Here is a 21,473-nt window from a genome sequence, read left to right as displayed (position 1 = left end):
CTTATTTTAGGCGTTTTTCTTGTATTTATTTTTTTAAAATCGTAATTTTGTATATCAATTTTAAAACACCTAAGAGATGAAAAAATATTTTTTATTCCTTATTTTGAGTCTTTTTACCTCATTGGCAAAGGCTCAAATACAATCCGTTGTTTTGCAGAACTATTTCAATGATTTCCAAAAGGCTCAGCTTTCCCTGCAAGCACTCCATGAAGGTAAAAAATATGCAGAGGAGGAACAGCTACTCCTTACATATATAAAGAAATTAGAAGAAGTGTCTCTTAGTGAAAAGGAACAAAAGGACTACAAAAATCTCATCAGAGGAGTAAAGGCAAGTATGAATTATAATTTGGCTTGTGTATGTGCGTTGCAAAATAAGAAAAAAGAAGCCATTGCGGCTCTTGAAAAAGCAGTAGCTTTGGGATATGATGATTATAGAAATGTAAAGACAGATAAAGATTTAGTCAATATCCGTAAGGAAAAGAAATTTGTTGCGCTGCTACAAAAGCTCAAAGCCTTTGATAAATTGGCACTATTGCAGCAATCGGGAGCTTATCAAAAAGAGCAGAGAGATACACTTCCACATTTTACGTATCAGTCAGCTACCGATCCTTCTCTTGTGCAAGTGAAAAATTATTTTAAGTTGGATTCTGTAGTGGGAACAGGGGATGAACTCTCCAAGATTTTTAAACTACTTCACTTTGTACATGATAATATTGCTCATGATGGCGGTAATTATGCTCTTTGTGAGTTTGATGCTATAGATATCTATAACTATCATAAAGCGACAAAAAAAGGAGTAAATTGCAGGCATTTGGCTATTACACTCAATGAAATGTATCTGGCAATGGGTATTCCTTCTCGCTATATAACTTGTATGCCAAAAAATCCAGATGACTCAGATTGTCATGTAATTAATAGTGTATATTCTTCACAATTAGAGAAATGGATATGGATAGACCCTACTAATAATGCTTATGTAAAGGACGAAAAAGGGAATCTCTTAAGTATTGCAGAAGTAAGAGATCGACTGATACATAATAAGCCCTTGGTACTCAATGAAGATGCCAATTGGAATAACAAGGAAAAGCAAACCAAAGAAGAGTATCTGGAGAACTATATGGCAAAAAACTTGTATTGGTTTTCTTGTCCACTACAAAGTCAATTTAACCCTGAAAGTCGTTTTAGGAAAACAGCCACTACTTTTGTTGCTCTCTTACCTACAGGATTTGTAAAGCCTAACGGGAAAGAAGAATATATCTCACATGATCCTGATTATTTTTGGGAAAAACCATAGTTAGTGTCACTTTTTAGTAGTTAAAAATCACTTTGACATGGTTTTTGGTGTACTTTTTTTAGTTAATCAAGGATTACAAGGAGTATAGGAAAAGTAATTTTAGTACAAACATTATTTTTAGCCCTTACAAACTTTTCCTAACCCTATATTCTGAATCCTATAAACTTTAAAATATGAAGAAAATTTTAATGACCTTAGCGTTTGCCGCTCTTACCCCATAGCAGGAGCCAACGCACAAGTAAAATTTGGAGCTCGCGCAGGGCTTAACCTTGCTAATGTAGCTACCAAAGTAAATGATGTGAAAGTGAAAAGTAATATTCGTCCTTCTTTCTATATAGGAGGTTTGGCAGAATTTGCTTTTAACGATGTAGTTCTTATGGATGCAGGACTTACTTATTCTAACCAAGGAGCTAAGGCAAAAGAAGGGGATGGAAAATATATACAACACACCCTTAACCTCCCTGTTTGGATAAAGTATGACTTCGAAGGGTTCCGTCCTAAAGCAGGTCTTTATGCAGGATATATCCTTAGCGCACAAGGAAAATCGAATGGTAAGACAGAAACTATAGATAGTAATGCCTACAACCATTTTGACTATGGTATTGGCTTAGGAGCAGAATACAACTTGCCTAACAATGGATTGTTCTTTGAGGCTTCTTATAACTGGGGATTGGCCAATTTGGATAAAAATGGAGATTCTAAGAATTATACCAATAATCGCGTGATTCAAATAGGAGTAGGATATAAGTTCTAATTCCCCAATACCCAAAAGAAGATAAAATAAAAAAACCGTTCCATAATTGGAACGGTTTTTCTTTTGTAGTATAAAAAAAACTCTCTGGAGAGATCCTATAAATCTCATATTCAGGATTCTTTCTTTACTAAAAAAGTGGGTAAATCATAAGCCGGATTCTGTGCTTTCCTTGAGGGAAAGTGCTTATCATTTATCTGGATGGGCTGTTGCCAGACCATTCTAACCGCCTACCCTCCGGCATTGAGCGAGCCACTCTTAGTTGTCGGTATACTTGGCGTTGCACCCTATAGAGTTTACCTGATTTCACTACAGCCGTACTGTACTTGCTTTCTGTTGCACTGGTCCTCGCCTTACGGCGGACGGGCGTTACCCGCTATAGTGCTCTGTGGTGTCCGGACTTTCCTCTACCTAATAGAGGTAGCGATAAGCTGATTTACCCAACTTCTATAATGATCAATGATTAATGCCAGTAATGATTAATCATTGGTCATTAATCATTAATTATTATTAAAGGTATTTCCTTGATTGATATCTCCTGTATTGTATCCTTTCATAAACCATTCTACACGCTGTTTGGAAGTACCATGGGTGAAGGAATCGGGGACTACTTGTCCTTGCATACGTTTTTGGATGGCATCATCACCTACGGCATTGGCGGCACTTACGGCCTCTTCTATATCGTCGGCATCGAGATATTGTTTGTCATAGTGAGCCCACACTCCCGCATAGAAATCTGCTTGTAGTTCCAGCGCTACCGAGAGTTTGTTAGCTTCTTTTTGGCTGAGACCTTGCTGAGCTTGGCGTACCTTCTGGGAAGTGCCTAAGAGAGTCTGGATATGGTGACCTACTTCATGAGCCATCACATAAGCAATGGCAAAGTCACCACCCTTAGCACCAAATCGAGTACGAAGTTCCTCAAAGAAGCTCATATCCATATACAGCTTGTGATCTCCAGGGCAGTAGAAAGGACCTACAGCACTGCTGGCATTCCCACAGGCAGTCTGTACAGCATCGGTGAAAAGTACTAAGGTAGGCTTTTGGTAGGTACCTAAATTGTTTTCCCTGAATATTTTCTCCCAAATATCCTCTGTATCAGCCAGTACTGTAGCGGTAAAAGCCTTGATCTGTTTTTGTTCTTCTGTAAGATCAGCCTCATTGGCCACTTGTGAGGTCTGTTGTGTTTGGTTAAACTGTTCTAAGAGAGGCGCTACCGCCTGTCCTGTTTCTCCTCCGAACATCTGTAAGAGGAGAATAACAATTCCTATCAGCCCCCCTCCGGCGGCTATTTTTCCTGTGGTACTCACCCCTCGGCGGTCTTCCACATTGTCACTTTGTCGTCGTCCTTGCCACTTCATAAGCGTTATTTTTGGGTGCAAAGATACAACTTTTAATCATTAATGACAAATGATTAATCGTTAATGATTCATTCTCTTATCTCCTCAAGGGTGGACTATTCACAGACCTCTATTCCTCATAGATTCAGCTGTGAGGTCTTGCCCGCTTTTCCCATCCTTTGCCGTTAATTTTTTCCTTGAAAATATTTGTGAGAGAAAAAAAAACATTGTATCTTTGTCCGAATTTTTAGTAACAAACATAATGAGTGAACAATTAGACCCAAACAAATATTCGGCAGATAATATTCAGTCCTTGGAAGGGATGGAGCACGTACGTGTGCGCCCATCCATGTATATAGGCGATGTAGGGGTAAGGGGGTTACACCACTTAGTATATGAGGTGCTTGACAACTCCATTGATGAGGCACTTGCTGGCTATTGCGACACTATTTCTGTAGTAATCAATCCAGATAACTCAGTAACAGTGGAGGATAATGGGCGTGGTATTCCTGTGGATATACACAAGAAAGAAGGAGTATCTGCCCTTGAGGTGGTTATGACCAAGATAGGAGCTGGAGGAAAGTTTGACAAAGGTTCCTATAAAGTATCTGGTGGTCTGCATGGTGTAGGGGTGTCCGTCGTGGATGCCCTTTCTACTCACCTTACGGCTACCGTATTCCGTGATGGAAAAATCTGGGAACAAGAATATGAGCGAGGGATAGCTCTCTATCAAGTAAAGGAAAAAGGAAAAACAGAGAAGCGTGGTACTAAGGTTACTTTTCTGCCTGATACGGAAATATTCCAACAGACAGTGGAGTTCAATTATGATATCTTGGCCAATCGTATCCGAGAGTTGGCTTTCTTGAACAAAGGTATCCACATCACCCTAACCGATTTGCGCCATCAGGATGAAAAAGGAGCGCCCATCTCCCAAACATTCTACTCAGAAAAAGGGTTAGAAGAGTTTATCCAATATTTGGATGGTAATCGTACACCCATTATCAAAAAAATCATTGCTATGGAAGGGGAAAAGAACGAAATTCCTGTGGAAGTAGCTATGATTTATAATGATTCCTTCAATGAGAATCTCCATTCGTATGTCAATAATATCAATACCCATGAGGGAGGTACCCACCTTCAGGGCTTCCGTATGGGGCTTACTCGTACACTGAAGAACTATGCAGATAAGTCAGGCTTGCTTGAGAAAGCCAGTAAGGACAAGAAAAACCCCTTGGAGATCTCCGGAGATGACTTCCGTGAAGGGCTTACTGCTATTATCTCGGTCAAGGTAGCGGAACCCCAGTTCGAGGGACAGACTAAGACAAAACTTGGTAATCGAGAGGTGACTGCGGCTGTTTCCCAAGCTGTTTCCGATATGCTCGAGAGCTATTTGGAAGAAAACCCTGAAGATGCCAAGACGATTGTAAATAAGGTAATTCTTGCCGCTCAAGCCCGCTTGGCAGCTAAGAAAGCTCGCGAAGCCGTACAGCGAAAATCTCCTATGGGAGGGGCAGGTCTGCCAAACAAATTGGCTGATTGCCAAGATAAAAATCCTGAGAACTGCGAGCTCTTCTTAGTCGAAGGGGATTCAGCGGGAGGTACTGCCAAGCAAGGTCGCGATCAGAAGTTTCAAGCTATTCTCCCCCTTCGAGGTAAGATCCTCAATGTGGAAAAAGCCATGCAGCATAGGGTCTTTGAGAATGAAGAAATTAAGAATATCTATACCGCCCTTGGAGTAACTATAGGAACAGAAGAGGATGCTAAGGCGCTTAATATTAGTAAGCTAAGATATCACAAGATTATCATCATGAGCGATGCCGATGTGGATGGTTCACATATCGCTACCTTGATCCTTACTTTCTTCTTCCGCTATATGCGAGAGCTGATAGAGGAGGGGCATGTATATATAGCCACCCCACCCCTTTACCTGCTTAAGCAAGGCAAAAAGGAACAATACGCTTGGTCAGATGAAGAACGTGATGCTATTACCAAAGAGTTCTATGAGCAAGCACAGACTAAGGTAGCTGTACAGCGTTACAAAGGTTTGGGAGAGATGAATGCTGAACAATTGGCAGATACCACTATGGATCCTCGCCACAGAACTCTAAGAAAGGTTACTATAGAAAACGCAGTAGAAGCCGATAGAATCTTCTCTATGCTTATGGGAGACGATGTACCACCTCGTCGTGAGTTTATTGAGAAAAATGCCAAATACGCCAATATAGACGCCTAATATACCTAAATGTAAAAGAGCGGCTGTGTAGCCGCTCTTTTTATACCTTGACTTCACATGAAAGAATTACCTATTTCTGCACCAGAGCAGATCATACAACTCATCCCTCAGCGCTCCCCAATGGTCATGGTTGATACCCTGTGGGAGTATACCCCTGAGACTGCTGTAGTGGGACTTACGATCACTCAGGAGAATATCTTCGTACAGGAGGGGAACCTCTCCGCTTCTGGACTTATAGAACATATGGCACAGAGCATTGCCCTACACAAGGGCTATGGATATTATCTCAAAGCCCTACCTACCCCTATGGGATATATAGGTGCCATAAAACATATAGAAATACAATCCCTGCCCAAGAAAGGAGAGGACATACGCACTCATATTACTATTCTCCAAGAGTTCATGGAGGTTACCTTAGTGAGAATGGAAACCTACATACAAGATATCTGTATAGCCCAAGGGGAAATGAAAACCGTTCTGGCGAAGTAGTTACTTTCTTCCTACAAATGCCTTATCACTTAGGGTGAGCATAAAGGCAATAAGAGCTTCTTTTTCCTCTTCTGTAAGAGGAATTTTTTTGTCGTTATTCTTCAAGATAGGATCTAAGTTAGGGTAATCAGTAACACCATTGGAAAAGAAGTCCAAAACATCTTTCAGAGAGGCAAACTGTCCAAAACTTCCATAGGGAGCTGTGTATTCTATATTGCGCAGAGAGGGAACTCTAAAGCGATGAAGGTCATCGTTATTTCCTGTGACACGTCCTCGACCTGCTTCTTCTACTACATCTGGATGTTTTGGGAACCCCACATTCCTAAAAGATTCATCTGTGAAAAGAGCCCCCTTGTGACAAGAAGCACATTTCTGCTTAAAAAGGGTATATCCCTTTTCCTCCACAGGAGTAAAAGTCTCTGTATGATCACGAGTTACCCGATCATACTTACTATTGGCAGAGATCAAAGTGTACATGAATTGAGCCATACTTCCCAAGATACGCTCTGAGGAGAATTTTGTATCACCATAAGCTTTGAGTAGTGCTTGCTTGTAGGCTGGATCATCTTTGAGTTTTTCTATTACCTCCAAGAGAGAAGAGTCCATTTCCTCATGAGTGACGATAGGAGTTACAGGCTGTTCCTTAAGGTCAGTAACCGCTCCATCCCACATGTATTCTGTGAGAAAAGCCATATTCTGAATGGGAGGGGTATTTCGGAGTCCTATTCTACCGGCCACTCCTACAGCACGAGGATTTTTATCAGCATAAGCCTGTTTTGGGATATGACAAGTGGCACAAGAGATGGAATTGTCATGGCTTAGTCGTGAGTCATAAAAGAGTTTTTCCCCTAAAGCTACTCCGTACTGGGTAGGGTAAGCTGATTCAATAAAAGGGTTTAGAGGAGGAAAATTGGAAGGAATGTTCAAAGAAAGCCTTGGATTGGTAATCTGTTGAGCTTCTTCGGAACTATTTTTGCTGCAGGAATATAAAAAGAAAAGTAAAAGATAAAAAGTTAGTATGTTTTTCATAGAAAATATAAATAGTTAAGGAAAAAATAGCCTGCACTTAAATATTCTTAAGTACAGGCAGAGTATAGTAGGAAAGTAATTATTCTACATTAATAACAGAGAACATGCCGACTTTGTCCAATTTACTATTATCTAAACCAGATTGAGGATCCTTAGGATCAGGATTTTTCTTAGTAGGAATATCTTTTATAATGATTTGTTTTCCGTCAATCCCTTGGTTACCTCCTATGTTATTAACGAAAGGGAACATATTCGCAAGGCTATGAACTACAGGGATTTTTCCGGTCAAAGATATTTTGTTAGTGCCATTGATGAGTTTATCAAAATCAGCTTTGATTGTTACCTTAGCAGGAGTATTTTCCTTAACAGAGAGGAGCTTAGGAAATTCTAAAGAAACAAAACGGAAAGCATCTCTATCCGTATTGAGCACTTCATCTTTGATTTCTTTTACTTTTTGGTCATCATCTACTACCTTAGTACCCTTGAAAGCACTTCCGATATGGATGGAGAGCTCTCCATCTGTAATAGCAGGAAGATCTTCTCCTTTATTGTTTTTACCAGGAGTAGGGTTGGAGAACCAACCTTCAAGTTTTACAAAGCGATAGCCATTAGCCCATTCCCAGTGCATGATTTGTGCTTGTTTGAAAGAACCTGTAAGGCGGTAGAAATTAGGAAATTTGTCTTGTAAGGAAAGGTTATTAAGCTCTTTTTTTACCCCCAATCCAAATTCTATTCCTTTGTAGTCCCCTTGAGGAATTTTACTAAGAATAGGGGACAGAGAAGCGGTGTTTTCTTGATTGATAAGAAAACCTCCCTTATCTAAGTCTTCAGTATGATAAGCAACCTTGGTACCATCTGCTTTTACAAGGACTATATTGGTAATCACATATTTTACCTCTGAGAACTTGAGAGTTTGTCCATTGGAAGTATAGGCTTTAGCAGTATTAGCATCTGCTCCTAAGGTGAGTTTCTCATTGCCTACATAGTTTTCGAACTGTAAGGCGATTTTTCCATTTCCTTGTAGTTCTGGAGTAGGCTTTTCCTCTTGTCCTGGATTAGGCTTGCCAGGCTGAGGAGTATTATTGTCTTTACTGCAAGATGAAAGTGCCGCTATTGCAGTGGTAGCGATAACGAGTGTTCTGAAATTTCTCATTTTTAATATGTATTAATAATAATTTTAATGGATAATGTATTAATTTGTAGCCTTAGTTAGATAAAGACTAAGAGTTACTCTCTACGATAAGTTCTTCTAAGTCTTTCCATTCTTCAGAGCTATTGATATAAGTTTGTTTTTTCCCTTTAGGGACATATATCTTCAAAGGAGGATTCTCTACCTTTCTTTTTAGAGAACTATAATCAATAGTAGGAGGAGTAGTACCTTTGAATACTATCTTTTCCAGTTTTTCACACCATGCAACGACATCAGTGTCTAATGTTTTGAGAGCAGTAGGGAAAATGATTTCTTTGATAGGAGTTTCTTCAAAGGCATTATAACCAACAGATTCAACTCCTTCAGGGATTGTAATCTTAGTAAGGGATTTACATCCATAGAAGAATGTATCTTTGATTTCAGTAAGTCCTTTAGGAAGCTGTACTTCTTCTAAGTTGGTACAACCTCCAAAAGCTCCTCTTCCGATACTTATTACTGTGTCAGGAATGGAAACTGTTTTTAGATTGATACAATCCACAAAAACCTTATCAGCCAGAGAAGTAAGTCCTTTTGGAAGAATAATTTGTTCAATATTTTTATTTTCGGAAAAAGCTTCTTCTTCTATATTGGTAACCCCTTTAAGAGCTTCTATAATATTCATATCCAAACTCTTCGTGTTGGATCCGATCCACTTAATCAAGGTCTTTTTGTCAGGGCTGAGTTCATAATCTTTAGGAGTTACTTTCGAGAAGACAAAAATGACTAAAGATATTTCTTTTTTAGAAGGAACATCTGTAATTTTTATAGAGATTTTTCCTTCAGTAAGTGCTTTAATTACAACTTCTTTCTTGTCAGAAGAGAGAGATACTTGTGCAATTTTTTTATCTTCTTCTGATTGTTCAAAGGTATATTCATTATTCCCAGAAGTAATTTCTATCTTCTGTTCAGTCTCTTTAGTAAGAGATACATTGTTTTGGGATAGAGAAAAATCCTTTAAAGAGGGTTTTGTTTCTTCTTTTTTTAAAGGGTCTGAGTTATCCTCCTTTTTACATTGAGTAAACGCCAATGAAGCGCATACAAGAATAGTTAATAATATTTTTTTCATGTTTTAATTATTTTTGATAAAAGTATAGTCAGTTAATGTTTTTAGAAAAGAAATCACATACTTTTTTTCCTCTTTTGAGAGGGGAATCCTATTTCCATTTTCTTTTAGATAAGGGTCTAAATTGGCATCATTTTCTACTCCTTGATCCAGATAAGAAAGTACTTCTTCCAAAGAAGTGAATTGTCCATGATCACCATAAGGAGCCGTAACCTCTATATTTCGCAAACTAGGGACTCTGAACTTGTACAGATCAGCTTTTTCTCCTGAAACTCTTGCTACTCCCTTTTCTTCTATTTTATTAGGATTCTTAGGGAATCCAATATTTCGAAAAGATTGATCAGTGAACAAAGGTTCTTTGTGACAAGAAGCACATTTTTGTTGGAATATAAGATATCCTTTCTGTTCCTCAGCAGAAAAGGAAACGCCTTCATTCCGCATAATCTTGTCATACTTACTATTAGCGGATATTAGGGTAAACATAAATTGAGCTAAACATTCTAATATACGCTTAGAAGTAATCTCTCCATCGGGATAAGCTCTTTTAAAAAGTTTTATATAGGTATCATCTTTCTGAACTTTTCTGAGTACTTCACTGATAGAAGAATCCATTTCTTCATGGGTAATAATAGGAATAATAGGCTGATCCTTAAGATCAATCACCGCTCCATCCCACATATAAGTATTTAGAAAAATCATGTTTTGTATGGGCGGAGTGTTGCGAAGACCAATTCGTCCATCAATACCTATGGCCTTATGCTTATTATCTCCATAAGCATAAGCACTCGTATGACAAGAATTACAGGAGATAGTGTTATTTCTGCTTAATTGCTTGTCAAAGAATAACTTTTTACCTATTTCGACTCCTACTAAGGTAGGGGCATTAGTCCTAAGATTATAGGAGTCAAACTCAGGAAAATTAGAAGGTTTATCCAAGGAAAGGACCGGATTATTAAAGAGCTCTATTTTTGCTGTTTCTTCTTTTTTACAAGAAGAAAAGAAAAGTACAAAAATAAAGAATTTTAAAGTGTTGATTTTTATATTTTGTAAATAAAAATGCATATTATTTCAAGGTCGCTATCTTGAACATTCCTACAGTATTATTCTGATTGTCTCCTGCAAGATTATTCACGAAATCTATCATTTGTAAGGCAGAATGGGTACTGGGTGTTGCACTATGATTAGGATTATTGTCAGGATCATCCTCCGTTAGGGTGATTTTTTTAGTGCCATTAAGGAGTTTGTCAAAATCAGCAATAATCGAAATCTCTGTGTCTTTATTACTGATAGAGATTTCTTTAGGGAAAGGGAGTTTTATAATACGGCAGGCGTCAACTCCAATTTTCTTTGTGTCCCTGTCCTTAATAGTACTACCTGTATGAATGGATAAAGGTTTGTCTTGATCACCCCAAAAACCTTCAATTTTAGTAAAACGATATCCTTTTCCCCATTCCCAATGCATACGAGTATCATTTTTTCCCGCAGCATTGTAGAACTTAGGAAACTTGGTCTCATCCAAATTATTTAGTTCCTTGCGAATTCCATAATCAAACTGAATTTCTTTGTATTGACCTGAGGGTAAATTATTTAGGTCTATTTTTAAGGAAGTTGGTTTTGATTGATCCAATACAAAGGCTCCTGTATCAAGATTATCACTATTATAGTCAACAACCTTGCCATCTGTTTTTATTAAGCGGATATTACTGATCACATATTTTACCTCTGAGAATTTGAGGGTCTGCCCATTGGAAGTATATGCTTTAGCAGCATTAGCATCTGCTCCTAAGGTGAGTTTTTCTTCTCCCACATAGTTTTCGAACTGTAAGGCGATTTTTCCATTTCCTTGTAGTTCTGGAGTAGGCTTTTCCTCTTGTCCTGGATTAGGCTTGGCAGGCTGAGGAGTATTATTGTCTTTACTGCAAGATGAAAGTGCCACTATTGCAGTGGTAGCAATTAGGAAAGTTTTTAAATTTCTCATTTTATGGATAATTAAGAATTAATAGAATTTTAAGGGCATAGACACCCAACCCTAGTGATTAAGGGGAAATACTAAAGTGGTTAAAATGAGGATAAAAAAAGAAATACTCATTCTTGTCTCTAAGAAATGAGTATTTCTTTCTTTTAGAGATATCTTCTTAAATAAATTGTGGATTTTTTAGCTAATGTATAGGGAGTACTCCTTGTCCTTATAGGATAGGAATAGAGCATGTGGAAAGCGCTCATTCTGTGGAAATATCCTGCAGACAAGGCACAACCTTCCCTTGAAAGGTTACATTAACAAAGGTAAGTAGTAGAAGAAATGGGAGGACGCATTTGCTTTTTGACTATTTTATGAATAAGCAATTGTTCCTTGAAGAAGAAAGGAGGCATTTCCTCCAGAGTATGTACTATAGCTGTTTCAAAAGAAAAGGGTTGCTGAAGTACAATGTCTATATCTTTAAGATTTAAGAGCTTGTCAGAGGTGTGGGAGGTGTCCTCTATATTTTTCTTAAGATGACACTTTCCATGACAATCCATCTCTTTTTTATCTTTATTGATACAGTAAGCCTTCTCAATAAAGTCTCGATTCAGATGGTAGTGCACAATAAGAAGCGTCTGCTGAAAGGCTATCAGCAGTATGAGTAAGGATAATATGAAACTCACAGTACGCTTCATAAGAGTAAGTTTTATAACTCAGATTAAGATAGGGCAAAGATACAACTTTTTTTGAGATAAACAAGTCTTATTTATAACATTTTTTATAAGTAATTTAATGTATTGATTTTCAATATGTTTTTATGTTGTAAATAGGGTATTTTATATTCTATGCCAGAGAAATAGAAAAAAAATTTTTTTTATTAGGAAAAATATTGTACTTTTGCCGCGATTTATAATCTTGCGATGAACACTGTTTTTGCTAAAATATGTGCTTTTGTGATGACGCTTTGCTTGTTAGCTTTACCGCTTACCAGTGAAGCGACCCCGCATGCCTGCCAAAAACAGCATACCCAACAACATAAGCAGGCAAAGTCCTGTCACAAGGACGATGTACCTGAGTGCTGCAAAGAAAAACAAGGAGCTGCTCCTAAGCATACTTGCTGCCAAGTGGCACCCATGTCCTCCTATGCAAGGTTAGAAAAAACAGAATTAGAACATACTTTAAAACTTGTTCAAAAACAAGTAGTTCCTACTATTATATCACCTAAGGTTGTCTTCTTGATAGAAACTATTTCTATGAAGGGGAAACAGCCTTTTTATTCTTCTTCTCCACAGCTGACAAGGAACATACCGATTCTTTTTCAGCAATTTCTTTGTTAGCTTTTCTGACAGATTTTATTTTTCAGGAGTCATATTCTTTCCCTATAATGGTAGAAGGGAGGCTCTTGCATCTTGTTAAGACACTATCAGTGGTGTCTCTATGTGTGTGTTTTCAAAAAAACACCTTCGAAATCCTATAAAATCAAAAGAAAACTAACAATGAAAAAATATATCATATTAGCATTACTGATGCTACCTTTATCTCTTTTTGCCCAGACTATGGTGCAAGGAAAAATTACCCTCAAGGATGCTACAGAAACTTTTGCTGAAGCAGGAGTGAGTATCTATTGGGAGGGAACTACCATCGGGACTACAACCGATGATACAGGTCACTTCAAGCTGTTGTACAAGCCAGAACTCAAGAAGCTGGTAGTGAGCCATGTGGGATTCAAAACAAAAGTGATCACCATCACCGATCCTGTGAGATTTGTTACCTCAACTTTGTTGGAGGATGCCAATCAATTGGATGCAGTAGAAGTCACCATAGCCAAGCGTAAACCTACCGAGCGCCTACAAATGAATAATGCAGGTATGGTCAATATCAATTCAGGTGAATTGCTTAAGGCAGCTTGCTGCAACCTCTCAGATAGCTTTGAGACCAGCTCCAATACAGAGGTAGCTGTGGCCGATGCAGTAACGGGCACCAAGCAGATAAAGATGTTGGGGCTTGCCAGTCCATACTTATCTCTTACCCAAGAGAATGTTCCCAGTATACGTGGTGCTTCACAGGTGTATGGAATGACCTTTATCCCAGGCTCTTGGGTTGATAATATCCAGATTATCAAGGGAGCAGGGAGTGTGATCAATGGTTATGAGAGTATCGCTGGACAGATCAATACCGAATTGGTAAAACCTATACTGGATACCCCTATTTACTTGAATGTATATGGGAGTGAGGATGGTCGTTTTGAACTCAATAACCACCTCAATACCAAAGTTTCAGATCATTGGCATACAGGACTTTACCTACATGGGAATGTGCGCAACATGCAAATGGACAACAATGGGGATGGCTTTATGGATGTACCTACAGGAAGCCAAATCAACCTGATGAATCGCTGGCAATATGCCAATCCTAATACAGGCTGGATGTCCAACCTTACCCTGCATTATCTCTATGACGCAAGAAAAGCAGGGCAACTCTCGTCTGTTTCTGCCCCAACTCTCTGGCAGAGTGAGAATAAGACCCACCAACTGAATGCTTCTGCTAAGCTCGGTTATATATGGGAGGATATGCCATATCAGAGTTTGGGCTTTCAGGCAGACTATAAGCAGTATGAACAGGATTCTTATTTTGGACTCAATCAGTATGATATTTCTCAGAAGACGATCTATCTTAATGCTCTATTCAAGTCCATTATTGGCAATACCAATCACACCTTTACCACAGGGGTTAATAGCATCACTGATATTATTACCGAGCGTGTAGGAGCCACCTCTCTTTCCGATAACTATGACCGTACGGACTTTTCCGCAGGAGCATTCTTTGAGTACAGTCTCTCTGCAGGCGATGTCTTTGGACTTACAGCTGGTGCAAGGGCTGACTATCACAACAAGATGGGGGCTTTCATCACTCCACGCTTCCACTTGCGCTATATGCCTTGGAAGAAGGGTACGCTACGCCTTGCAGTAGGTAGGGGAGAGCGCTTGGCAAGTATCTTCTCTGAGAATCAAAAACTCTTCTCCACAGCAAGAACAATACGTCTTGGAGGTACACAGACTGGAAAAACCTATGGACTATCCCCAGAAATAGCTTGGAACTATGGGCTTTCCTTTACCCAATATTTAACCTTGGGGAAAAGAGACTTAGAAATAGTAGCTGACCTATATTATACCAACTTCACCAATCAGGTGGTGGTGGACTGGGACAATCCCAGAGAAGTGAGTTTCTATAACCTCATAGGAAAGAGTTTTTCTACAAATTTCCAGATAGAGGCTAACTATGAGATTCTTAAGCGCACTCACTTGAAGGTAGCCTATAAGTGGTTCGACGTACAGACAGATTATGCTTCAGGGCGACGCACTCAGCCCTTCCAACCCAAAGAGCGTTGGATGGTGAATCTCTCCTATGAGACTGTACCCCAAGAAGGGCGCCAGTGGCGTATGGATGCTACCTTCAATGCTATAGGTAGCCAGCGCCTACCAGATACCTCTGCCAATCCTGTAGCCTATCAGATGGGGGATACAGCAGCGGCCTACACCACTACCCAAGCACAGATCACTCGTGTCTTTTCTCCTATGATAGAGGTATATCTCGGTGCAGAAAACTTGTTTAACTATTACCAAAAAAGAGCTATTATAGCTCCCGATCAGCCTTTTGGCACTTATTTTGATGCTTCTATGGCCTATGCTCCTCTGCAAGGTCGTATGATATATGCAGGATTGCGCTTTAAACTGAAATAAAACAACTTTTAAATATATTTATCATGAAAAGATTCATACTTTTGGCTTTCTTAGCCCTTACTTTGCCTGTGGTAGCGCAGAGTAAAAATGCAAAAGCACAACTCAATGTAGAGGGTATTTGTAATTCTTGTAAGGCACGTATAGAAAAGGCTGCCTTGGGAGTAAAAGGGGTTAAGTACGCCCAGTGGAATGTAAATTCACACCAGCTATCTCTTATCTTAGACAAGAGAAAAACCTCTACAGCACAAGTACAAGAGGCAATTGCCAAGGTTGGTCACTCCAATAGTCTTGTAGATGGTACTCATAAGGTAGAAGCCTCAGAAGAAGATTATAATAAGGTAAGTGACTGCTGCAAGTACCGTGATGAAGAAGTGGTGAAGAATCATCACTAAACAAGGGCTATTCTGAGAATACGAAAAGCCGTTCCCAATTGGGAACGGCTTCTCTTTTGTAATATAAAAAACTAATACCCTTCTATTTTTGGAAAGTGTTGTTCTCTATGTTAATATCAGTGGTGACATGGTTAGGATCGATCACTACTTTCTGGATATTCTCAAAAGGTATATCTACCTCAAAGGTATAGGTAGGATGCGCCCAACCCCAAGTAGGTAATACCTTGCGTTCATAGCTATAAGGATTTTCCTTTTCACCAAATTGCATACGCAAAGGAATGTAATAGTAGTGAGTTTTGTTGTTTTTATCTACTACAAATACATCGGTAGGCAAAGGCATTCTCTCTACACGGCGGAGGGTGATTTCAGTTTTGTTGCCTTTGGCAGCTACTTTATCTACCGCATAGTCCACATGGTCAGGTGTTTGCATGAACTCATTGAGGTACCATTGTAGTTGCATGCCAGATACTTTCTCAGCACAACGGATAAAGTCATGAGGTTGAGGGTGCTTGAAAGCAAATTTTTTGAAATAAAGTTGGAGGGTTTTCTCTACATTTTTCTCTCCGATGATGTACTCTAACTGTCTGAGGAAGAGAGCTCCCTTGCTGTAAGAGGTCACAGAGTAGGCGTAGTTGGTATTGAAGCGGTCGGACTGATGAGTAGGTGTTTCCTCATACTTAGAGGCTACATATTTGCCGTAAGACTTATGGAATCCAGAGAAAGGTTCTTTAGCCCCAAGCATAGCAAGTGCGCGGTCTTGTATATAAGAGGTAAAACCTTCGTCTAACCAAGGATAAGCTGTCTCATCAGAAGCTAAAAGGTGTTGGAACCAAGAGTGTCCTAACTCATGTACAGCAGTTCCGAGCAAGGAGCTATACTCTTTTCCCCCTTCGATAAGAGTACACATAGCATACTCCATACCTCCATCTCCCCCTTGTAGGAAAGAGTATTGTTTCCAAGGATATTTACCTACGTATTTGTTGTAGAAATCGAAGGTTTTGACCATCTCAGGCTGGATTTTCTTCCAGTTTTCAGGGTAGTTTTTATAGAGGAAGTGTACGGTAAGTCCATTGCCTGCATCGATCTTGTCATGAACAAACTTAGGATCTGCAGCCCAAGCGAAGTCGTGAACTTGAGGAGCATAGAAGTGCCAAGTACGTTTGTTCCCTTTTACCTTAGGTACCTTCACTCCAGCATCTTCGTACCCAAAACCAATCTCGTTGTTGTTCTGTAGATATCCAGAACCTCCTATGATATAGTCTTTGTCGATGGTAATCTTTACATCATAGTTACCCCATACACCATAGAATTCACGGGTGATATATTCAGTGGTATTCCATCCGCGATAGTCATATTCGGCCAATTTAGGATACCATTGTGTCATGGAGAGAGCTACTCCATCAGGGTTGTTACGCCCTGTACGGCGGATCATCACTGGAGCTTGTCCGGCGAAATCCATTTTCAATACAGTAGAGCTATGAGGAGGTAGCGGCTTGTTGAGGTCTACCTTTACGATGGTACCTTCTGTTATATATTTTACAGGAGTGCCATCTTGGGAAAGGGAATTGACACGTACATACCCTATTTCCTCAGGCTTAAGGGAAGCGATACGGCTTTCGTTGATAGTCTTTCCATCTACCTCTTTTTTATTGACCATACGGCGGTCAGGGTCGAGGATTGTCTGGAGGCGAGCATCCATCTCACTACCAGGCTGGAAGGCGTTGAGGAATACATGGTAAAAAACTACCTTAAGTGTGTCAGGAGAGTTGTTGGTGTAAGTAAGCTCCTGTTTCCCTGTATATTGGTAGTTCTTTACATTCATGTCGATATCCATTTTATAATCGACATGTTGTTGCCAATACGGGGCATTCTGTGCCTGAGCTACTCCTAAGGTGCTCAGTGCGGCTAAGGATAAAATCTTTGTATATTTCATCACATTTATAATTTGTAATTATGGACACAAAGTTACGAATTTTAATGGAGAAAATAAAGGGAAAAATAAAATTTCTTCTCTAAGGAGACTATATGGTTTTTTTTCGTTACTTTTGTGCTGTTTTTTTAACCCTATAGAAGATGGAATTGAACCTTACCCGTCCTATCTGTTTTTTTGATTTGGAGACTACAGGCACGGATGTTTCTCGTGATCGCATTGTAGAGATTTCGATACTCAAGGTATGGCCCAATGGCAACCGAGAGAGCAAGACCTATCTGGTGAACCCCACCATACCTATTCCGCCAGCCTCCACGGCCATACATGGGATCAGTGATGAACGTGTAGCTCAGGCACCTACTTTTAAGGAATTGGCCAAGCAAATACATGCCATGATTAAGGATTCCGACTTGGCTGGTTATAACTCCGACCGCTTTGATATTCCCCTCTTGGCCGAAGAGCTCTTGCGTGCAGGGGTCGATTTTGACCTGAAGAACCGTGTAACAGTGGATGTACAAACTATCTTCCACAAGATGGAACAGCGTACTCTTTCGGCTGCTTATAAGTTCTATTGTAAGAAAGAGTTAGACAATGCTCATACAGCTGCCGCCGATACCGAAGCTACTTATGAAATTCTTAAGGCACAGCTTGATACCTATTCCGATACCCTACCCAATGATATCAAGCAGTTGAGTGAATTTACTACACGTAGCCAAATAGCCGATTTTGCGGGATTTATCGCCTATAATGACAAAGGAGAAGAAATCTTTACCTTTGGTAAGCACAAAGGGCGCAAAGTAGAAGAGATTTTAGAAGAAGAACCGGGATACTTTGGCTGGATACTCAATGCTGATTTTCCACTCTATACTAAGAAAGTCCTTACGGCTATACGCCTGAGAAAGGGATTGGGACAGTAAGAAGTGAAGAGTGAAAAGTGAAGAATGAAGACTCTGTTACGGCAAGTCCCACAGCTGAGTATGTGGTGAATTTTGCCCCCACTGTGAGAGGGGTATATTTCCGCAGGGAAGGCCATGCTCGTCAGTAGTTGTTTTGGAGAGCGTCATGGTAGAGACGCAATTCATTATGTCTTTGAAAAATAATAAAAAAACCGCTCTATAGAGCGGTTTTTTTATTTCTTAGATTCTTCTAAAGGCTTAGAAATAAAGGTTTAACAATACAGAAGCAGTTCCAAAACCAGAGTTAGTGTTACCAATGTTAAATCCAAATTTGCTTGTTTTGTTACCTTGAGCATCTTCGCTTGATTCATGTTTTACAAAAACACCATAAGCATACTGAGCTCCTAAAGCAACTTTAGGGAAAACAAAGTACTCAGCACCAGCAAATCCTTGAGCTCCTATTAAGAAACTGAAAGCATTCTTTTGAGGAATACCAAATCCTACAAGTCCGTCAAAACCATAGAATCCTTGAAGACGAGTAGATCCTTTTCTCCATTCTTTACCATAACCTGCTAAAAGACCAAATTGAGTAGTAGCATCTACATCTTTTTGTTTTTCATAAGAAAAAAGCAAGTTAACAGTGTAACGATCTGCTTTTTTATCTTCAGTAAAGTTTTTACCTAAGAAAGAAACAGAGTTAGCAAATCCAGGAAGTTTTGTAGCATCATTTTTGTCAAATGCAACAGAGTTTCCAGTACTTCCATTAAAAGCATTTCCTACAAAGCTTAAGGCACTGTTAGCACTGAATCCTATAGACCAGTCACCTTGTTGTGGTAGGTAGTTTTCTCCTTTAGAAGAAACGATCTCTTGTTCTTGTGCATTAGCGAAGCTGAATGCAAACACAGCCAAAGCTGATAAAAGAATTTTTTTCATCTTTACTTAAAATTTTAATGATTGATGGGACAAAGGTAAGGTATTTTTTTGGATAAAACCTAATAAAAAAGATTATTTTTTGTTATAAAAATTTTAAGTAGTTGATAATTAGCTGAATAAAACAATAACAAATCTTTCATTTTTAACAAATTTATAACAAAATAGAGCGGTAAATAAGACTTTTTTTTCTTGAAAAATACGTTTGTTTTCCCCTTAAAACTGTAGGGAAAGTGCAGGGTTATTTATAAAGAGTATAAATAACAAAAATAGGCTGTTAAAAAAGAAATTTTAGCTAATCAATTCAAAAAAAATAATACTTTTGCACGACTTTTTAAGAAACTAACTAATTTTTATCCTATGTCAAGCGACATCCGCATTCGTAAGGGTTTGGATATTCAGCTGGAAGGAAAAGCTGAAGCCATCACCAAGGTAGCGCCGCTTTCCCAAGTGTATGGCCTTAGACCTGCTGAATTCCACAGAGTAATCCCTAAGCTCATCGCTCGAGAAGGAGCAACTGTCAAAGCCGGAGACCCCGTTTTCTACGACAAAAGAGATGAAAGGGTGTTATTCCCTTCTCCCGTTAGTGGTACTATTACGGAAATTATCCGTGGAGAACGTCGTAAAATTCTGGAAATCAGAATTACTCCCGATGCTCAGCAGTCTTTTCATGAATATGAAAAGAAGCAAGTAGACTCCCTTTCTCCTGAGCAGATCAAAGAACATTTGTTACAGACAGGCTGCTGGCCACTCATTAAGCAACGTCCGTACGACGTGATTGCTTCAGTAGATAGTCAGCCTAAGGCGATCTTCATCTCAGCCTGCAAGACCAATCCTTTAGCTCCTGATTACGACTATGTACTCAAGGGTAAGGAAAAGGAATTACAGGTAGCACTCACCGCACTTTCGAAGCTCACCACAGGCAAGGTGCATGTCTCTGTATTCAAAGATAGTTCTCTATCTCCTTTTCGCAATCTCAAGGATATTGTATTGCACAATGTATCAGGGCCACACCCAGCAGGGAACGTGAGTACCCAAATAGCTAAAATCAGCCCTATCAACAAAGGGGAAGTAGTATGGGTGGTTTCTCCTCAAGACTTGGTGGTTATAGGAGAACTCTTCCTTACAGGTCATCTTAACCTTACCCGTACTGTGGCACTTACAGGAGCTTCTATGGAAACCCCTCACTACGTAACAGCTATTGCAGGAGCACAGATCAAAGGTCTGGTAGGAACAGGGGTAAAAGATCCCACCAATACTCGTATCATCAGTGGAGATGTACTAACTGGTCAAAAAGTATGTGAAAACACTTTCTTAGGCTTCTATGATGACCAGATTACAGCCATCCCAGAAGGTAATGACTACGACCTATTAGGTTGGGCAAAACCCATAAGTAACAAGATTTCCCTTACTCGAGCCTTGACTTTCTCTTGGCTTAACCCAAATAAGAAGTACAACCTCAATACCAATACCAACGGAGAGCAACGTGCTTTCGTGGTAACAGGTATGTATGAGGAAGTATTCCCATTGGATATTTACCCTATGCAGCTGCTCAAAGCTTGCTTGTATAAGGACTTGGACGAATTGGAAAACTTAGGAGCTTATGAAGTAGCCCCTGAGGATTTTGCCTTGACTGAGTTTGTATGTGTGTCCAAACAGCCACATCAGCAAATCATCAGAGATGGTTTAGATCTTATGATGGACGAATTGGGATAAAAGTTACTATAAGCATAATGGCCAGACCCGCAACGAAGCAAGATTTAGAGGCTTTAGCCAAAGAAAATTATCAGAAGTTAGTTTCTTTGATAGAAGCACTATCAGACAAAGAGCGAGAAAAAGCATTTCCAGAAGGTACTATGAATAGGAATATTCGTGATGTCATAGGTCACTTGTATTATTGGCATTTATTATTCTTAAACTGGTACGAGGTAGGGATGCGAGGTGAGAAACCCAAAATACCCAAAGAAGGCTATACTTTTTCTGACACCCCTAAACTCAACCGAGAAATATGGGAGCAATGTCAAAAAGTATCACTTACTGAGATACTCTTACTTTTTGAAACAACTCATAATAAAGTGTTTCAACTTATACAGAAACACACAGATGAGGAGCTTTTCACTAAGAAAAAGTATCACTGGACGGGGAGTACTTCCTTAGGCTCTTACTTAGTTTCGGCAACATCAAGTCATTATGATTGGGCTTTAAAACTAATTCGCAAATCCATAAAAAAGAAATAATTA

General features: G+C 39.4%; 18 protein-coding genes, 1 other RNA gene and 1 pseudogene. 10 read left to right on the top strand and 10 right to left on the bottom strand.

Going from position 1 to position 21,473, the window contains the following annotated elements; all coding sequences use genetic code 11:
• Positions 1 to 76 precede the first annotated feature (76 nt).
• Together CAPGI0001_RS12490 and CAPGI0001_RS12485 are read left to right on the top strand one after the other, a co-directional pair.
• Positions 77 to 1,294 (top strand): transglutaminase-like domain-containing protein, encoded by a 1,218-nt coding sequence (locus CAPGI0001_RS12490; RefSeq protein ID WP_002670743.1) that lies wholly within the window; start codon positions 77 to 79, stop codon positions 1,292 to 1,294.
• Positions 1,295 to 1,467: 173 nt separating this feature from the next.
• Positions 1,468 to 2,048: pseudogene (locus tag CAPGI0001_RS12485) on the top strand (porin family protein).
• Positions 2,049 to 2,180: 132 nt separating this feature from the next.
• On the opposite strand, the gene rnpB reads toward CAPGI0001_RS12485, so the two are convergent.
• Positions 2,181 to 2,488, bottom strand: an RNA gene (gene rnpB, locus CAPGI0001_RS12650) — RNase P RNA component class A.
• A gap of 57 nt (positions 2,489 to 2,545) precedes the next feature.
• Positions 2,546 to 3,403 carry a KPN_02809 family neutral zinc metallopeptidase gene (gene ypfJ, locus CAPGI0001_RS12480; RefSeq protein ID WP_002670749.1) on the bottom strand — a complete coding sequence of 286 codons (858 nt, stop codon included), beginning with the start codon at positions 3,401 to 3,403 and terminating at the stop codon, positions 2,546 to 2,548.
• A gap of 241 nt (positions 3,404 to 3,644) precedes the next feature.
• Between ypfJ and gyrB the strand changes: the two genes are divergently transcribed.
• Together gyrB and CAPGI0001_RS12470 are read left to right on the top strand one after the other, a co-directional pair.
• Positions 3,645 to 5,615 carry a DNA topoisomerase (ATP-hydrolyzing) subunit B gene (gene gyrB, locus CAPGI0001_RS12475; RefSeq protein WP_002670768.1) on the top strand — a complete coding sequence of 657 codons (1,971 nt, stop codon included), beginning with the start codon at positions 3,645 to 3,647 and terminating at the stop codon, positions 5,613 to 5,615.
• A 57-nt stretch (positions 5,616 to 5,672) separates the two neighbouring features.
• Positions 5,673 to 6,104 (top strand): hotdog family protein, encoded by a 432-nt coding sequence (locus tag CAPGI0001_RS12470; protein ID WP_002670486.1) that lies wholly within the window; start codon positions 5,673 to 5,675, stop codon positions 6,102 to 6,104.
• Here CAPGI0001_RS12470 and CAPGI0001_RS12465 read toward each other — a convergent pair whose 3' ends face one another.
• The 6 genes from CAPGI0001_RS12465 to CAPGI0001_RS12440 all read right to left on the bottom strand — a co-directional run bounded on the left by CAPGI0001_RS12465 (position 6,105) and on the right by CAPGI0001_RS12440 (position 12,040).
• On the bottom strand, positions 6,105 to 7,133 hold the full coding sequence (locus CAPGI0001_RS12465; RefSeq protein WP_002670548.1) for a cytochrome-c peroxidase: 1,029 nt from the start codon (positions 7,131 to 7,133) through the stop codon (positions 6,105 to 6,107).
• Between the two features lie 79 nt (positions 7,134 to 7,212).
• Positions 7,213 to 8,286 (bottom strand): MbnP family protein, encoded by a 1,074-nt coding sequence (locus CAPGI0001_RS12460; protein ID WP_002670558.1) that lies wholly within the window; start codon positions 8,284 to 8,286, stop codon positions 7,213 to 7,215.
• A gap of 67 nt (positions 8,287 to 8,353) precedes the next feature.
• On the bottom strand, positions 8,354 to 9,388 hold the full coding sequence (locus CAPGI0001_RS12455; RefSeq protein ID WP_002670374.1) for a leucine-rich repeat domain-containing protein: 1,035 nt from the start codon (positions 9,386 to 9,388) through the stop codon (positions 8,354 to 8,356).
• 3 nt (positions 9,389 to 9,391) lie between these two features.
• Complete coding sequence (locus tag CAPGI0001_RS12450; protein WP_002670536.1) at positions 9,392 to 10,447, bottom strand: cytochrome-c peroxidase; 1,056 nt, start codon at positions 10,445 to 10,447, stop codon at positions 9,392 to 9,394.
• A gap of 1 nt (position 10,448) precedes the next feature.
• A complete protein-coding gene (locus CAPGI0001_RS12445; protein ID WP_002670446.1) occupies positions 10,449 to 11,363 on the bottom strand; it encodes an MbnP family protein in 915 nt (304 codons plus the stop codon).
• Positions 11,364 to 11,659: 296 nt separating this feature from the next.
• Positions 11,660 to 12,040, bottom strand: a complete 381-nt coding sequence (locus CAPGI0001_RS12440) for a hypothetical protein (protein WP_002670722.1) — start codon at positions 12,038 to 12,040, stop codon at positions 11,660 to 11,662.
• A gap of 225 nt (positions 12,041 to 12,265) precedes the next feature.
• On the opposite strand from CAPGI0001_RS12440, the gene CAPGI0001_RS12435 reads away from it, so the two are divergent.
• From CAPGI0001_RS12435 to CAPGI0001_RS12425, 3 genes are all read left to right on the top strand, one after another.
• A complete protein-coding gene (locus CAPGI0001_RS12435; RefSeq protein ID WP_002670519.1) occupies positions 12,266 to 12,682 on the top strand; it encodes a hypothetical protein in 417 nt (138 codons plus the stop codon).
• Between the two features lie 159 nt (positions 12,683 to 12,841).
• Complete coding sequence (locus CAPGI0001_RS12430) at positions 12,842 to 15,085, top strand: TonB-dependent receptor (protein WP_002670764.1); 2,244 nt, start codon at positions 12,842 to 12,844, stop codon at positions 15,083 to 15,085.
• Between the two features lie 23 nt (positions 15,086 to 15,108).
• On the top strand, positions 15,109 to 15,477 hold the full coding sequence (locus CAPGI0001_RS12425; protein WP_002670546.1) for a heavy-metal-associated domain-containing protein: 369 nt from the start codon (positions 15,109 to 15,111) through the stop codon (positions 15,475 to 15,477).
• Between the two features lie 82 nt (positions 15,478 to 15,559).
• On the opposite strand, the gene CAPGI0001_RS12420 is transcribed toward CAPGI0001_RS12425, so the two are convergent.
• Complete coding sequence (locus CAPGI0001_RS12420; protein WP_002670576.1) at positions 15,560 to 17,410, bottom strand: M1 family metallopeptidase; 1,851 nt, start codon at positions 17,408 to 17,410, stop codon at positions 15,560 to 15,562.
• A 140-nt stretch (positions 17,411 to 17,550) separates the two neighbouring features.
• Between CAPGI0001_RS12420 and CAPGI0001_RS12415 the strand changes: the two genes are divergently transcribed.
• On the top strand, positions 17,551 to 18,324 hold the full coding sequence (locus CAPGI0001_RS12415; protein WP_002670608.1) for a 3'-5' exonuclease: 774 nt from the start codon (positions 17,551 to 17,553) through the stop codon (positions 18,322 to 18,324).
• Between the two features lie 237 nt (positions 18,325 to 18,561).
• Here the strand turns inward: CAPGI0001_RS12415 and CAPGI0001_RS12410 are convergent, their stop codons facing one another.
• On the bottom strand, positions 18,562 to 19,236 hold the full coding sequence (locus CAPGI0001_RS12410; protein ID WP_002670597.1) for a hypothetical protein: 675 nt from the start codon (positions 19,234 to 19,236) through the stop codon (positions 18,562 to 18,564).
• A 357-nt stretch (positions 19,237 to 19,593) separates the two neighbouring features.
• On the opposite strand from CAPGI0001_RS12410, the gene CAPGI0001_RS12405 reads away from it, so the two are divergent.
• Positions 19,594 to 20,949: a Na(+)-translocating NADH-quinone reductase subunit A gene (locus CAPGI0001_RS12405; protein ID WP_002670364.1), complete on the top strand. Its 1,356-nt coding sequence runs from the start codon at positions 19,594 to 19,596 to the stop codon at positions 20,947 to 20,949.
• Between the two features lie 17 nt (positions 20,950 to 20,966).
• Positions 20,967 to 21,470, top strand: coding sequence for a ClbS/DfsB family four-helix bundle protein (locus CAPGI0001_RS12400; protein WP_002670770.1), 504 nt, complete (start codon positions 20,967 to 20,969; stop codon positions 21,468 to 21,470).
• Positions 21,471 to 21,473: the final 3 nt, after the last annotated feature.

The sequence above is a fragment of the Capnocytophaga gingivalis ATCC 33624 genome (assembly GCF_000174755.1).
Lineage (GTDB): Bacteria > Bacteroidota > Bacteroidia > Flavobacteriales > Flavobacteriaceae > Capnocytophaga > Capnocytophaga gingivalis.
Note: the sequence above shows the minus strand (reverse complement) of the source record. Positions and strands in the feature narration are given on the sequence as shown.